Below are 16,162 nucleotides of genomic sequence, written 5' to 3'. Positions count from 1 at the left end.
CGACATAATCGCATCGCTCGAATGAGAGCGTCGCCTCAGTATGAATAGGATGGTTGGCGGCGCGTCGTTCATTTGAGTTGGATGGAAGAAAAATTGAAATCGAAAGGATTAAATTATGATGAAGCATAGGCTTAAAACACTGGCCATGGCGATCTCGCTTTCAGGCTTGGTGTCAACGAGTGCTTTCTCTAACACAGAAGTTCCACACGAACTGCAAGTGACGGTGTCAGAAAACGTTTCTTCTGTGTCGTACACTGCGTTAGAGCTAGGATTAGAAACATCTCAACAAATCGTTATTGAAGTGATAGGGGCAACGTATGAGCGTATTGGCCTTATTGAACTTGAGAACCCTCTGTATACCCAATTTGAAGAATTCGATGAACAGACAGGCGAGTTTATCTCATCTCAAGCACAGTGGTTTGAACGCGGATTTATCACATTAAGTGCTGCTCAACAGGCTATTTTAAATCAGGGTGAGTCAATTCGAGCTTATACCTTAAATGAGAATGGAAGTGTAGTGGAGCTTTTGTTGAGTGGTCATAAAGCGATGTCTTCGCCAATGGTGCGCAGTGCAATGACTTCAGCCTATAAACTTATTGATAATGGCTCTGCTCAAGACAAAATCGACGTGGTTTTATTGGGCGATGGTTATCGAGCTGATGAAAAAGAAAAATTTCGCCAAGATGCGGCTTCAGTGATGGACGGTTTTTTTTCAAAAACACCTTATCGCGACTATCGCGACTATTTTAATGTGTGGTTAATTGAAAAACCAAGTCAACTGTCCGGTGTAGCAGAGAACGGGAGTCCGTTAGAGGGCAGTGCTTTTAAGAGCTATTTCCGTAGTGCTTCAGATCGCTTACTTTTGCTAAAAGATCGTTATCAATCGATTGATGAAGCTAAGTCGGTACTTCCAAGTGATGCCGATGAAATCTATTTAGTCGTCTCAAATACCGATAAGTACGGTGGTGCGGGTTATCAAAACATAGCAACAATGACCACCAGTCTTAGTGCAGTTGGTTTAGCTTTGCATGAGGTTGGGCATACGTATGGCAAATTGGCCGATGAATACAGCTATGGGACCTGTAACTTAAACCGTGAACCAAGTGCCAAGAATGTCACTATGAAATCGAGCGATGTCAAATGGTCACACTGGATGGAACATGATCCTGAAGTTGGAATATTTGAAGGTGCACAGTATTGCGCTGAAGGCAAATATCGTCCGACAAAAAACTCATTAATGCGTTCGCTAGGTTCAAGCCGAGAGTTTGATGCAGTTAATACCGAAGCGCTGATCTTGAAGATATACGAGACTATCAAGCCATTAGCCTCAGTAAGTCCAATTGAACAGAGTATTGATATGCAAGGTATTCAATCTTTCTCAGTGACAACGCCAATCCCGATTAATCGCTTGAATATTACGTGGCTGCTAGATGGCAAGGTGGTGGATTCTGGTCAGAATATGCAGTTAACACTCGATGCTGAACAACTGGAGTCAGGCAGCCATACATTAAAAGCAGTTGTAAAGGATACGACGAGTCAAGTGAAGTCTGATCCTAGCGGTCGATTGGTCAATGAGCGCCAATGGCAACTGAATGTTGCGGACCAGACCCCTGATGAGACAGGTGAAGGTTTCCGTTATGTCCGACTCGTCGCTGATTCAGAGATCAAAGATCAAAGCTTTGCATCTGCTGCAGAGTTGAGCTTTGTGGATAGTCAAGGGGCTTATGTGCCAACAGAACAGTTGTCCATAGTGTCGGTGTCAAGTGAAGAGACTCGCTATCCCCGTTATGCTGTTCAAGCGATTGATGGTGATCCAAAAACGTTTTGGCATAGTCGTTGGAGTGAATCTCCATTAGCGAATCCACCTCATGAAATGGTGATTGATTTAGGTGGTCGTGTTGAATTGTCGCAGATTAACTACCTTCCACGACAGGATGGAAATGTTAACGGCACAATTAAAGATTACCGCTTGTACTTTAGTAACAGTGCAGAACAGTGGTCTTCGCCAGTAGTTTCGGGGTCGTTTGATGCCTCGACACAAGAAAAACAGATCCTAATTCAGGAGCCGACAGAGACAAACCAAGCGCCAAATGCGATTGTAACAACCGACAAAAACACATTGGAAGGCGCCGGCTCTTTATTGTTAAGCGGTGATAAATCAACGGACCCTGATGGTGATAGCTTAGTTTACCAATGGCAACAGATTGCGCCGACATTCCCGTTAGCGGTACTAGAGACACCAACTGAAGCGAATACGGTCGTTCGTTTAGCTGACACTGACGCTAAAACGACGTATCGATTCTCTCTTACAATTAGTGATGGTGAGCTTTCCGATAATGCAGAAGTTTCAGTCGTGCAGTCACCAATTCCAGAGGTGACTCAATCTCCGCTATGGCAAGCGGGTAAAACTTACTCTTCTCCGTGTCAACGAGTGACGTGGCAAGGGGCTGAGTGGGACAACCAGTGGTGGACACAAGGTAACGAGCCAGGTTCTGATGGTCAGTGGGGCGTTTGGCGTAAAGTGAATAGCAGCCAGCATAATCAATGTGAATAGAACACTAAGCAATTCTGCATAAAGTGCATTTTTCAATCGGTTGTTTGAAAGGAGCTCTACTTCGGTAGGGCTTTTTCTTGTTAGGGGAACACAGGTTGAGCTATTTAATGGCAGGCATAAAAAAACCAGCCACTAGGGCTGGTTTTCAAAATCTTAGTAATTGACTAGGTCAATTAAAATTAAGCTGGTACTACGTTAGCAGCTTGTGGGCCTTTTTGGCCTTGTTCAACTTCGAAAGAAACCTGTTGGCCTTCTTTCAGAGTTTTGAAACCGTCTGAAGTGATAGCACGGAAGTGAACGAATACGTCAGCACCGCCGTTTTCTGGAGTGATGAAACCGAAGCCTTTCTCTTCGTTAAACCATTTTACGATACCAGTAGTTTTGTTAGACATAATGTGTCCCTTATATAAAAAATTAAATTGTAGTGCGCTGAAAAATCGAACTATTTAATGTGTAAACAATGAAGCTAAGGGAAACACTGAGGATAACAACGGTAACGCAGAATTCTAAGGATTTACTTTTACTTGCAGTTTCACAAATAACCCTGTCTTGCAGAGCGATCTAAATATTACCTGATTACAGTGTGATGTAAAGATATATTTTGTGTTTCCGTTAGCTAAAATCGCTAGTGAAGGGCTAATCTCCCTAGCGATTTTATAAACTGAGCATTTAAGCGCTTTGTTTTTGTTCGGTTTGGTCTTCGCCGATGAAGCCTCCAGTCTGGTGCGCCCATAGTTGAGCGTATATACCGCCGCTTTGAACGAGCTCGTGGTGAGTGCCCTGTTCAACCACTTCACCTTTATCAAGTACGATCAAGCGATCCATCGCCGCAATTGTCGAAAGTCGGTGAGCAATCGCTATCACCGTCTTGCCTTGCATTAGCTCGTTTAAGCTTTCTTGAATCGCTGCTTCGACTTCTGAATCGAGCGCGGAAGTGGCTTCATCAAGGATCAGTAGCGGTGCGTCTTTAAGTAGTACGCGTGAAATCGCAATACGCTGACGCTGACCTCCTGAGAGTTTAACGCCTCGCTCCCCGACTTGAGCGTCATAACCAACGTTGCCAAATGGGTCATTCAGCGTTTCTATAAACTCATGTGCATGGGCTTGTTTGGTTGCACGCAATAAATCTTCTTCAGAGGCATCAGGATTACCATATAAGATGTTGTCGCGGATCGAGCGGTGCAGCAATGAGGTATCTTGCGTCACCATGCCAATCTTGCTGCGCAGTGAGTCTTGCGTGACATCCGAGATAACTTGGCCATCGATCTTTATGTTACCGCTCTCAACATCATGGAAGCGTAGCAATAAGTTTACCAGCGTCGACTTACCTGCACCTGAGCGCCCCACTAATCCCACTTTCTCGCCTGGTTTGATATTGAGGTTAAGGTTACTGATCACCCCTTTCGATTTATCACCATAGTGGAAGCTGACATCATCAAACTCAATGCCACCCTGGTCTACCACGATTGGCTTAGCGTTCGGCTTGTCTTGTATGTCGATGGGTTTCGCTAGGGTTTTCATCCCGTCTACTACCGTACCCATGTTTTCAAACAGAGCACCGACTTCCCACATGATCCACATCGACATACCGTTGATACGCAGGGCTAAAGCGATAGCAATGGCAATCGCGCCAATACTGATCGAACCATCCATCCATAAGAAAATAGACAGAGCACCAATTGAGAACACAAGAATGTAGTTAGTGATTTCAACCGCGACATCAAAACCAGTGACCAGACGCATTTGGCGATAGACGGTGTCTAAGAAACCGTTCATGCCTTTTTCTGCGTACTCGGTTTCGCGCTTACTGTGCGAGAACAGCTTCACTGTGGCGATGTTGGTGTAACTATCGACGATGCGTCCCGTCATGGTTGAACGAGCGTCTGCTTGTTCTGACGCGACGCTCTTTAGTTTAGGCACAAAGTAAATCTGGATAGCGATATAACAGCACAGCCATATCACCATTGGGATCATTAGACGCCAGTCTGCTTGAGCTAACAGGACAACCATTGAAGTAAAGTAAACTGAGACATAGACAAAAACATCCATGCTTTTCATCACGGTTTCACGTACTGCCAGCGAGGTTTGCATCACTTTAGTTGCCACTCGACCGGCAAAGTCATCTTGGTAAAAGTTGAGACTTTGTTTTAGTAAGTAACGGTGTGCTAGCCAACGAATAGACATTGGGTAGTTGCCAAGCAGCGTTTGGTGGATCAACAAAGAGTAGCCGATCACCAATATCGGCATCACAACGAGTAAAAGAGTACCGTAAAATAGGAGCTCGCTTTGATTCTGTTGCCAAAAGGTTTCCGGATTACTGGTTGATAGCCAGTCGACGAGGTTACCCATCGCACCGAACAGAGATACCTCTACAATGGCGACAATCGTCGACATAATAGACATGATGATCAGTGGAACTTCAAATCCCCGCGTATAGTGGCGACAAAAAGCAAAAATGCCCGATGGCGGCTGGCTAGGCTCTTGCTCGGGGAAAGGCTTGGTAAAGCCTTCAAATTTCTTAAACATAGTAAATTCCTAAACACACAAAAGACAGGTGTTACGCCACACGGCGTAGGTGTTCGTCCATAAATAGGAAGGAAAACCAATGGTATAACGTTAATGTGTGAAATGTAACCAGTTTATTACTCCTTTCGATGCATAATATTCAGCACGATTTGATTAAAAGTCATCGTGGCAATAAAAATTGCTGCAAATTTAGATTCTCTCATGCTATTTAACTGGATTGACAGCCTTTGCATAGGTTATTTCAGTAAATCTTATTTTAACATTATGTCTACAATTAGCCGTAATGAGTGAGATTAATTGAGTTTGTCCTAATGTTGAAACAGCAATCCCTACTACAAAAAAAACAATCAACAGTACAAAACGCTAACTGTGTGGTGATGGTGCCGCCTAAAGAGTTTGCGTTTAACGCAGAAACTGCACAAGACAATGAATTTCAGCACCAAGTGACTGAGTCGACGAGCCAAGTTCGTCTAGCTGCCATGCAAGAATTCAACGCGATGGTCATTTCGTTGCGCCAAGCGGGCGTCCAAGTGGTTGAGTTTGATTACCCGCTCGGAGAAGTTGAAACACCGGATGCAGTTTTCCCAAATAACTGGTTTAGTACGACTGCTAAAGGTGAGCTATTTACCTTTCCAATGGCATGTAAAAACCGCCAGCATGAAGTCAAAGTAGATGCATTGGCTGAAGCGCTGCAACAAGCCGGCCGTACGATTACCCTTCAAGATTCTTTGACGGACTACCTCCAGCAAGATGCGCATTTAGAAAGTACCGGCGTGATGGTTAAAGATCACGTAAATAAAACTGTCTATGCCGCCTTATCACAGCGTTGTGATCGCGAAGTATTGGAAGATTACTCAAAGCGTATTGGTTACGATCGAGTGGTCTCATTTCAAACAGCACTTCCTTCAGGCAAGCCGATCTACCATACCAATGTGATGATGGCGATTGGGGAAAGCTTCTGCGTTATTTGTGATGAAGTGATCCCTGAATTTGAGCGACGTTTTGTGATCAAATCTTTGGCAAAAGATAAGCAGGTGATTTCAATTTCACTTGAGCAGATGAATAACTTCTGTGGCAATATCCTCCAACTTGAAACCATCAATGGTGAGAAGGTTATCGCGATGTCGCAATCTGCTTATGATGCGTTCTCTCCAGCGCAACGTGCACAGCTTGCAAGCCACGGTAAATTACTGCCATTCAATGTGAAGACGATTGAAAACATTGGTGGTGGCAGCGTTCGTTGTATGTTGGGTGAGGTATTTTTGCCAAGCCGTAAGAAACAGCTATAGCAAAGTGATTATAGAAAAGCCGCCCAACGACGGGCGGCTTTTTATTCGCTGTTCAGTTTAAAACTTAACTTGATAGTTTAGTGTATAGGTGCGGCCACGGCCTTTGTAGTCATACGCTTCAGGCGCATAATGGCTTGAGTAAAGAATTTGTGCACGCTGACCCCAAATCGTGGTGTAGTCTTCGTTGAATAGATTCTGAATTCCGAAACCTAGGCTACCGACAGGAAGCTGATAGCTACCCACTAGGTCAAAGACTGTGTAACCATCAAGCTTGTTGTCAGCTTCATCTTCATAATCAAACATGGTTTGGCTTTGTAGTTTTAGCGCTAAATTGGCATCGTACCAACCTGCCCAAGCACTAGCTTTTGAAGTACTTGCTTCGCCCGCTGATAGATCTTCCCAACCATTGTCACCATCGAGTTCAGAAATCACGTAATGACCAGAGGCACCGAGCTGTACGTTGTCATGAACCCAGTAAGAAGCAAGGGCTTCTAGGCCGTAAACTCGTTTTTTGTCCTCAACGTCTTCAATCAATAGCGTGGTTTTGTTGTACTTCACACTCTTATCGGATTGAGAGTAATAAGCCGCGGTCTGTAAGTTGAGCTCTCCTGTATCTAAGCGGTAACCTAGCTCAAAGCTGTTGGTTTTGATCCCTGATAGCTTAGAGTCAGAGACATTAATACTGTCGTTGAGCTGCCAGTGCTCGCCAACTAGAGTGTAGTCACCTTGGCCGTAGTATTTAGCAGGGTCGGCAAGATCAAAGCCTTGCGAGAAGTTCGCCCACACCTGAGAGTTACCGTTGATGTGGTAAATGGTACCTAGGTTAAACAATCCAACACTGTAGTCGGTTTCTCCCCCAGGAACAGCATCTGCACTGCTGCCTTTGCCTTTAGCAATGTTCTTTTGCTGGGTATAGCCGACAAAGTCATCGATCTTGTTGACCATGTACTGGTAGCGATAGCCCCCTTCGACAGTCCAGTTATCAGTAATGGCATAATCTGCTTGAATAAACCCGGCGACTGAGCCGACTTCGACACCCGGATAACGACCTACTTGAGCATAAGTCTTATTGATCAAATCGCCTGAGCTGTTGGCGATCGTCGGATCGTATAGGGCTTGATTACTTTCCAATGAGTCTTGATAAGCATCGATACCATAAACGAAATTGAAGCGGTTATAGCTTTTCGCCAACGCAGCTTTAAGAGACAGCACGTCGGTGATCTGCTGGCCTGAAGACTGATAGTAAGGAGTATAGGTTTGATCTTCCTTACGGTAGGCGGCTTCTGCAAGAAGCTGGTGGCCTAAGAATGCTTCATCCACATACGATGCGCTGAGCATAATACGCTCAGTACCATGCTCGCGATCTGACTCGAAACCTTTGCGTACATCGATAAACTTATAGTTTTCAATGTATAGGCCATATGGAGAGTCTTGTTGGCTGTCATAATATTGAGCTAAGAAGTTGATCTTCTTAGTGTCAGAGAGATTTACACCGACAGTCGTTAAGAAGTCGATGGTCTGGTTAAACTGCAGTGAGCCCTGTGAAATATCAGGAATAACGATGTCGCCATTGGCATCAAAGAAGCCTTGCGTTTCGGTATAGATTACCGACGCTCTCGCTTGTACTTTCTCATTGCCACCCGCAATAGATTGGCCCAGCTTATAATCAAAATCTTCGCCGGAATTGAAACCTGACGAACCGCCAACATAAGATTCAAACTCGAGTTCGTCACCCTGCGCTTTCTTGGTAATGATGTTGATAACACCCCCTGATGCGCCTGCTCCATAGATCGAGGTTGCTCCAGAAAGTACTTCGATGCGCTCGATGTTAAATGGGTCGATGGAGTCTAAATGGCGGCTTATCTGGCGTGAAGATTGTAGTGACACACCATCAATCATTACCAGCATTTTGCGGCCACGTAAGTTTTGACCGTAATTGGTTCGACCGCCGCTACTCATATCTAAAGAGGGAATGGTTGCGGCAAGAATTTCACCAAGTGTTTTACCACCTCGATATTCTTGCTCGATCTGTTCCGAATCTATGTACCAAACGGTGCCAGGAATGTCGCTGAGCGCTTTAGGGGTGCGGCTAGACACCACCACCATTTTCTCTTGTGTTGTTGTGTATTCTTGAGCATGAGTCATCGCTGGTGTGCTTGCTGCCGCAATGGCCAACGCGATAGAAGATAGCGGAAAAATTCCTTTTATTACGTTCATTTCTTTCTCTATGGTAATTGTTTTGGTTAACACGCCTTCATCTTTGGTGGGCTCAGATAGAGGTGAAGGCTGCAAATTCACTATCTAGAAAAGTAAACGCAAATTGTTATTTTTATCATTTCTAAATAAGAATCATTATTATTGTGTTTTTGTTGCGAAAAAACAATACATAAGCATGATTTATTTTTGATAGGTATATCGACAACGATATTGTTTTTACGTGTTAGGTGGGAGCAGCGGGGTTGTTCAGTTGAGTATTAACGTTATCTTGTTGGCAAGTGAGGGTTTATAGACATGAAAAGGCAGCCGGAGAGGCCGCCTGTAGAGAGATTAACTTGGGGTAGAAGTGATGCTATTTATCAGGCTTTCTCGTTGTTGCCGAGATACATTCATTACATCCTTGTAGGTCCGCGTCATCACTCGAATGTCGTTTTCTAATAGTTGGGTTAACTTCGCGGCAGCGGTTCGATTGTCACCATTAAGTAGTAATTCGATGATATCTAATCGACGTTGGCAGGACTTAGCGACAGATGACTGAATGTGCATAGAAACGAGGTCGGTTGCCTTACGCAATCGGTTATGCTGCTGCATAGTGCCAAGTAAAAAGCGATTTCCCGAACAAGCTGACAGCAGTTCATGGAAGCTAGCACTGAGTTCATACAGCTGGCTAGCGGAAACCAAATGTGGCTCGTTAATCGCTTGGATATGATTGTTTCGGCAACGTTCAAACTTGGCGAGGTTGAGTGCCCAAGTTGGCTCCAGTAGACCAGCGGGCTCGAAGATGAGTCGACATCGATAACTTTCTGCATGTCTTTCTAGTGTGTTCAATACGCCATCAACATACCATTTGTATCCAGGGCTACGACGAAAGATGCCATCGGTTTCTAGCAATCGAAGGACATTTTGGATTTCCCCTCGGTTAGCGTCGTAGCGCTGTTGTAATTCATTTTCTGAGAATGATGCGTCAAGCTCACCAAAAAATAGATCCATTAAGATACGCAGATACAATAAATCTTGACGGCATGGTTCGCCATCTGTAGCGAAAGAAATAGTGATCTCCTCAGCGTCGGTTAGCAACACAAACCCCTTGTAGGGAACGGCCTTGGTTACGCCTAAAGTGGACAAATGCTTAAGTACTGCTCTTAGCGGGGTTCGGGATACTTCGAATTGCTGTGCTAATGAAGACTCATTCAGGCTATCACCTGCTTGTGCATTGTCTTCTTTAAGCCGAGTAATAACTTTAACCAACAGATCTTGCTGAAGCTGAGTGATGGCTGTCGTATTCATAATAATCAATGAGTTGTTATTCTTATTGGCTTAATGGTAAACACAAATTGGCTGGAAAGTCACTGATTGTATTTTGGTAACGAAAATACCTGGCGTTGTAGAGGTCGGAGTCTAGCAAGACCTGAAGCCAATAAGCCCTCGCAATTTGGAGGGCTCTAGAGTTAACGTCTCATTAAATACAAGAAGTATCCACCGCCAATCAAAGACGCGAGTAAGCCTGCTGGGAATTGCCAAGGGAACCAAAGGGTTCGTCCTATCCAATCAGCGATAACCATGATTATCGCGCCCAATACTGCGGCAGTGAGCATTTGCGGTAGTGCGCGGTATTGATGCAGAGATCTAGCCATATGAGGGGCCAGCAAGCCGATGAAACTGAGTGGGCCAATAACGATGGTACATAAAGTGGTTAATGCCGCGACCAAAAGCAGTAGTACCAGTCTCACCACGGTCGAGTCCATACCTAGGCTGTTGGCGGTTACTTCTCCGATACCAATCAGTTCAACCCAGCGATTAAGTGATAAAGCGATGGCTCCGGTGAGCGTAACTCCAACCGCTAGAATGAGAATATCTTGGCCTGCTACTAGGTAAGTTGAACCAGACAACCAGGTGAGCAACGTTGTGGCATTGTCATGTCCAGAGCTCATCGCAATACGCAGCAGGGCATCAAGACCCGCGCTAAGCGCAATTCCGGTTAATAGGGTTTGGGTTGGTGCAAAGTTATGCCTTCTTCCCATTAACCACACCAGAGCAGTCACGGATAGTGCGCCTACCGTTCCGATCAGCATTTGCTGTTCTCGGCCAACGGTAATTCCCAAAACTGTCCCTAACACCAGCGCTAGAGCAGCGCCTGAACTGATTCCTAGTACTTCTGGGCTAGCCATTGGGTTGTTAGAGATACGCTGAATCAGTGTACCGGCAAACGCGAGACCGACACCTGCCAATAGTGCGACTAACACTCGTGGTGCGCGCAAATCAAATATTGAGCGATTAAAATTTAGTTCCCAACCTTGCGGCGTTTTGCCAACGGTCAGTGCAAATAAGGTGACTAGGATGAGCACCACAACTATTACTGTGACAAGCTTGGCAGTGTCAACTTGGCGGTAATGCTCTACATGTTCAGAGCGAGCTTTTAGATCGGCCTGAAGCTTAGTTCGCTGCAGTAACCAAAGCAAAAATGGTGCGCCGATCAATGCCGTCATCGCCCCGGTTGGTAGTAGCTCTCCGCCAACACCAGAGAATGGTTGAATCAGCAGGTCTACAGTCAGAAGAATAAGACTACCAATCAATCCACTGAGAAGGATTTGCTTCACCAAGGTTCGGGCGCCTAGCATTCTGGCGATAGCCGGAGCAACAATGCCGACAAAACCGATCAGTCCTACTTCGCTGACGACGGCCGCGGTAATGAAGATAGCGAGAGATAAACACAGTAGTTTTATTTGTTTGATGTTTACGCCTAACGAGGTTGCGACATTGTCACCAAATTGGAGTGCAGATAACGGGCGTTGTAACAGCAGCAATAATAGCGTCGGTAGGGTAACTAACGGGATCAGCATCAGCGTGCTAGTCCAGCCATTTTGGTTCAGTACGCCGGCACCCCAAACAAATATGCTTGTTAGCTGTTGTTCATGCAGCATCAATAGCATGGTGTTTAATGAACCTAAGAACAGGCTAACGATCATGCCGGACAGCACCATGTGAAGGGGTGAGAAGCCTCTGCTTGAGCTTAACGCAAACACTAATCCCGTCGCCAAACAGCCACCAATGAACGCAGGAATAAAATGAGGTACAGCCATGTTGACAGGGATCAGAAGGATCCCCAGTACCATTCCAAGCTCAGCCCCTGCCGCGACGCCAAGGGTGGTTGGTGAAGCGATGGGGTTGCGCAGCACAAACTGCATCACACAACCTGCCACCGCGAGTCCAAATCCACAAATAATGGCGACAGCTAACCTAGGAAGATAGGTTAAGTGGGTAATCAGATGTTGATAGTTAGCAGGGTCATAGTGAAACAAGGTATCCCATATCAGTGGAATGCCTAATGTATAAGGAGCCGTGATCTCCAGTAAGCCGACAATACTAACGAGCGCGGCTGCGAGTAGGGCAGCCGCTTTGAGGTTGATATATTGTTGTGGAGCGTTATTTATCTTTAAGGTGTTCATTGATTATTAGTAAGCTGCTCAGTGATATGATCACTAAAACGTTGTGCTGCGATTAAGCCACCAAATGTCCAAATTGCTGGCAGTTCATACACGGAATTAGTACGAGTAAACTCCATTGCTTGCCAAAGGGGGGACTGCTTGAGTTTGTTACGTTCTGGCTGAGTGAGCGGCCCAAAGATCATCACATTGGCACTTTGGTGCTCAGCCAGCTTTTCGGTTCCAGCAGTGGTGAATCCCCATAGGTTCGTTTCTTGCTGCCAGTCATTTTCTAGACCCATGGCATCGATAGTGGCTTGAGCCAGTGAGCCTTGACTGTGGATACGAAGAGTTTTGTCGTTAATAAAACGTGCGAATAGCAGCGCCTTATCCGACTTACCTGATTGGCGCACTTTATCTGCGTTGATGGCGAAAATCTTATCCGTTTGAGCAATGACCAACTCTGCTTGCTGCTCTTTATCGAACAACTTACCTAATGATTTGGTGATCGACTTTGCTGCGTTTAATGGCTGCTTTTTCTCACTGTAAACGCTGAATACTAGAACGGGTGCAATACGCTGTAGTTGTTCATAGGCTGGCGCCATATGTTTACTGATTAAGATGACGTCTGGCTTAAGTTCCATAAGCAGCTCAAGGTTCGGCTCTCGACGTGCGCCCAAATCAACTTCAGTACCACTCAGAGCAGGTTCAACGACCCATTGTTGATAGCCTTTTGTATCGGCAATACCCGTAAGCTCGACACCTAAACTCAGTACGGTTTCCGTTAGCGCCCAATCGAGAGCGACGACTTTCTTAGGTGTTGATTCAAAAGTGGTGACCCCCATCTCGTGGGTGATGTCCAACGCATAAACATTGAATGTCAGTAGTGCTGACAACATAAGTACGAATCTTTTCACAACGAATTCCTTGTAGTTAGGGGATGTAGCTAATGGGTTGACCTGTTTGAGGGTGTTGGAATAGAGCTAACTCCATTCCGTAGATTTTCATCAGAGTATCCGGTGTCATGAGCTCAGCAGGTGAACCACTTGCGATGACTTGCCCTGAATGAAGAGCGATCAACTCATCGCTGAACTTAGCGGCCATGTTGACATCATGAAGCACCATAATGACGCTTAGCCCCATGGATTGGTTGAGCTCGCGGATGAGTGCCAATAATTCGTGCTGGTGAGCGACATCGAGTGCAGAGGTAGGCTCATCAAGCAAGATGCACTTACTTTGCTGAGCGAGTAGCATCGCGACCCAGGCTCTTTGTCGCTCACCACCAGAGAGAGTCGCGACAAATCGTTCTGAGAATTTGCTCAATCCCACTTTATCTATTGCCTCGTCGACAATCGCGTAATCCGATTTGCTATAACGACCAAATGCGCCTTTCCATGGGTAGCGGCCAAAGCAGACCAATTCACGAACCGTCACGCCATCAGTCACTGGAGGGTGCTGAGGTAAGTAAGCCACTCGGTGAGCGAACTCTAGGTTGGTATAGGAAGAAACCACTTGATCGTTGAGCAGTACCTTCCCTTGAGAAGGAGAGTTCTGACGGCTTAACAGTTTGATTAAGGTCGATTTACCACAGCCATTGTGACCGAGTAGTGTTGTCACTTTTCCAGGAGAAAAATCTAAACTGGTAGGAAGCAGGATATTTTTACCGTCGATTTCGAACGACGCATCGACAAGCTGGAACATGATTTAACTTCAAGGTCGAGTATTGATGAATAAGCAGCGATGCTATCACATTAAAATGCAAATGATAATACGTATCATAATTAGTTGTCTGTAATGTTTACAAATGCTTATTATTTGGATGACGAGGGCAGTCACCGCACAGTTTACGACCTTGGCATTTATAGACCAAACAGCAGCTGGTTCTGACAAGTGTTAACTGTTTCGTTGTTTCATCATATGTGAGTCTATCCATAAACTTTTCAGATAAACCGCAAGCTTGAAGCCATAAACGCGCTTGCTCAAATAAATAGTCTTTTGGTAGCGCAGGGGCGTATTGGCTTAACTTGACCAAGCAACCCAGTATGCCGTCAGCAAATAAGTGGCGGGTAAACCCTGGGCGAATTCGCGTCCATTGACTCATCTCAGAACGAAAATAGTCAAACAGGAGGTTGAGGTCATGGCCTGCTTTAGTGATGAGCTCTTGCTCGCTACCCTGCTGATAGGTTGTTGATTCAAATTGATAGCCACTAACAAAGCCGGGCTGTATGGATTGAACCATAGCTGAAATGTTGGGTAGTCCTCGGCATGAATAAATGGCAATAAAAGCCACATAAATTGGTTGCCAGCAGAGCAAGGTCCAAGTTCTGGTTAGCCAGTAAGGCGCGCCAGCTTCAGGGTGAAGTAATTTTAGCTGTTCATAGAGGGATTGTATCTGCTCAGCACTAGAGCTATCGATATGTACGATAGGGTGATCAGTATTTTCGTTAGGCTGATGATTGATAGAGCCGCTTAAATAAGGGGTAACTTGCTTTGAATGTTCGAACAAATGTTCAAAGAATGATTGGCCGCTCATCTTGATGTGCTTCTATGGTAAAAATCGCATTCAAGAGTAATCTTATCTTCACCATGTTGCAATTGATTCTTATTTCCACTTTTCTTTGGTGGTAAAAAAAAGCGACTTACTCGAAGCCGCTTGTAATGACATGCGCGATTTTTACAGATCGCGATTCTCGGCAAATTTCTCTAACCCTAGCACTAACGCAATCGCGCAAAGCATCATCACAACGGCTAAGCCAAGTTGAGCTGGCTGAGAACTGATCAGTTCAAAGTCAGACGGCATTAGGTTGTGTTGGATTAATGGAACTTGCTCTCCGTGTGAGTTAGTTCTCCAACTGATGGTCTCTTTCCACGGCCAAATCTTAGGTAACGTGCCAATCATCAAACCGGTTAGGAACACAAGAGTTAGGTCTCTAAAACGTTTGAGTAGCCAAGAGAGAACGTGAGAGAAGGTCAGTAAACCGATCACGCAGCCAGACAAAAATAGTGCAAGAATCCCAATATCAAATGATTTCACGGCGCCAAGTACCGGTGTATACATACCAATAAGCAGTAAGATAAAGCTGCCTGAAATGCCGGGTAAAATCATGGCACAAATAGCAATGCCACCTGCAAGCAGCACATTAATACTGGTGGGTTCTAATTGCAGTGGATTAAGGACGGTGATGCTGTAGGCAAAGGCGACGCCTAACAGTAGCAAGACAAAACGACTTAGGCTTCTTTGCTCAATCTGCTTAAGCATGTGGAACACCGAAACCAAAATTAAGCCAAAGAAGAATGACCACAATGGAATTGGGTGAGTCACTAATAGCCACGAAATCAGCTTTGCAAGAGTGGCAATACTGGTGAGCACACCACCAAACAATGCGATGAGGAACAAGCCGTTGATATGTTGGAATGCTGCTTTAAAACCTTCACGTTTCCAGATGCCTAGAACTGATGGGTTAATGCGTCGAATGCTTTCAAGCAAGGTGTCGTAAATACCAGTAATGAATGCGATGGTACCGCCTGAAACGCCGGGTACCACGTCAGCAGCACCCATCGCCATGCCTTTTAGAAATGTAGTTAGGTAGTTCATTCTTGTTGATACGTAAATTAAAGTGCAATGAGTATATCGGCTCCGACGTAAAAAAAGTATGAAAATCATTCTTTGACAAATGTATCTATAAGAATCGAGTTTAATATGCTTTTGCGAATCTTTGCAAAATGCAATTTTCAAATTGCATTTTGGGAGCTAAAAATGACAAAAAAGTGCGAATGAGCACAAAAAAATCGTGGAAATAAAGTTGGCACGCTATCTGCATTACTAAGAGTGACCCTTCTTAAGCCGAGGGTCACCTAGCCAACTGACGTTGTTAGTGAATACAATTTGTTCACACAATATATAAGCCAATCGCACCATTTGCGGTTGGCTATTTTTTTGCGTGATGGATAAATAAAATTTCTCTTCTTCCACCTTCGTTTACAGTCAATTATCCGGAATATTGACAGGATTTTGCGCTCTGGGCTCGACAAACAGGGTCAAGATTATTAATAATGTGCGCTTTCTTTTCTAAACCCTAGTTTAAATTTATAGGGTCAACTGTTGAAACGAGCATCTTGAGGCTGTTTGTATAAGGACTAATTTCAATAGAAAA

General features: G+C 45.0%; 11 protein-coding genes. 2 read left to right on the top strand and 9 right to left on the bottom strand.

Features of this window, described 5'->3' with window-relative positions:
• The first annotated feature begins 115 nt into the window (after positions 1 to 115).
• Positions 116 to 2,554, top strand: coding sequence for a M64 family metallopeptidase (locus VIA_RS09415; protein WP_004412712.1), 2,439 nt, complete (start codon positions 116 to 118; stop codon positions 2,552 to 2,554).
• Positions 2,555 to 2,733: 179 nt separating this feature from the next.
• On the opposite strand, the gene cspE is transcribed toward VIA_RS09415, so the two are convergent.
• Both cspE and VIA_RS09405 read right to left on the bottom strand, forming a co-directional pair.
• Positions 2,734 to 2,946, bottom strand: coding sequence for a transcription antiterminator/RNA stability regulator CspE (gene cspE, locus VIA_RS09410; protein WP_004412710.1), 213 nt, complete (start codon positions 2,944 to 2,946; stop codon positions 2,734 to 2,736).
• Between the two features lie 277 nt (positions 2,947 to 3,223).
• Positions 3,224 to 5,080: an ABC transporter ATP-binding protein gene (locus VIA_RS09405; RefSeq protein WP_004412708.1), complete on the bottom strand. Its 1,857-nt coding sequence runs from the start codon at positions 5,078 to 5,080 to the stop codon at positions 3,224 to 3,226.
• Between the two features lie 311 nt (positions 5,081 to 5,391).
• Between VIA_RS09405 and VIA_RS09400 the strand changes: the two genes are divergently transcribed.
• The gene (locus VIA_RS09400; protein ID WP_004412707.1) at positions 5,392 to 6,369 is read left to right on the top strand and encodes an arginine deiminase-related protein; all 978 of its coding nucleotides are present in this window, start codon (positions 5,392 to 5,394) and stop codon (positions 6,367 to 6,369) included.
• 57 nt (positions 6,370 to 6,426) lie between these two features.
• Here VIA_RS09400 and VIA_RS09395 read toward each other — a convergent pair whose 3' ends face one another.
• The 7 genes from VIA_RS09395 to VIA_RS09365 all read right to left on the bottom strand — a co-directional run bounded on the left by VIA_RS09395 (position 6,427) and on the right by VIA_RS09365 (position 15,603).
• Positions 6,427 to 8,586 carry a TonB-dependent receptor gene (locus VIA_RS09395; RefSeq protein ID WP_004417036.1) on the bottom strand — a complete coding sequence of 720 codons (2,160 nt, stop codon included), beginning with the start codon at positions 8,584 to 8,586 and terminating at the stop codon, positions 6,427 to 6,429.
• Positions 8,587 to 8,916: 330 nt separating this feature from the next.
• Positions 8,917 to 9,873, bottom strand: coding sequence for a GntR family transcriptional regulator (locus VIA_RS09390; RefSeq protein WP_004412703.1), 957 nt, complete (start codon positions 9,871 to 9,873; stop codon positions 8,917 to 8,919).
• A gap of 161 nt (positions 9,874 to 10,034) precedes the next feature.
• Positions 10,035 to 12,032, bottom strand: a complete 1,998-nt coding sequence (gene fhuB, locus VIA_RS09385) for a Fe(3+)-hydroxamate ABC transporter permease FhuB (RefSeq protein WP_004412702.1) — start codon at positions 12,030 to 12,032, stop codon at positions 10,035 to 10,037.
• Complete coding sequence (locus VIA_RS09380; RefSeq protein ID WP_038211068.1) at positions 12,029 to 12,925, bottom strand: ABC transporter substrate-binding protein; 897 nt, start codon at positions 12,923 to 12,925, stop codon at positions 12,029 to 12,031. Before VIA_RS09380 ends, fhuB begins: the two co-directional genes overlap by 4 nt.
• A gap of 16 nt (positions 12,926 to 12,941) precedes the next feature.
• Positions 12,942 to 13,709, bottom strand: a complete 768-nt coding sequence (locus tag VIA_RS09375) for an ABC transporter ATP-binding protein (RefSeq protein WP_004412699.1) — start codon at positions 13,707 to 13,709, stop codon at positions 12,942 to 12,944.
• 97 nt (positions 13,710 to 13,806) lie between these two features.
• Complete coding sequence (locus tag VIA_RS09370; protein ID WP_004412697.1) at positions 13,807 to 14,541, bottom strand: siderophore ferric iron reductase; 735 nt, start codon at positions 14,539 to 14,541, stop codon at positions 13,807 to 13,809.
• A 141-nt stretch (positions 14,542 to 14,682) separates the two neighbouring features.
• Positions 14,683 to 15,603 carry a polyprenyl-phosphate transporter gene (locus VIA_RS09365; protein WP_004412695.1) on the bottom strand — a complete coding sequence of 307 codons (921 nt, stop codon included), beginning with the start codon at positions 15,601 to 15,603 and terminating at the stop codon, positions 14,683 to 14,685.
• Between the last annotated feature and the right edge of the window lie 559 nt (positions 15,604 to 16,162).

Source organism: Vibrio orientalis CIP 102891 = ATCC 33934 (genome assembly GCF_000176235.1).
GTDB lineage: Bacteria > Pseudomonadota > Gammaproteobacteria > Enterobacterales > Vibrionaceae > Vibrio > Vibrio orientalis.
This window is presented reverse-complemented; position numbering and strand designations above follow the sequence as displayed.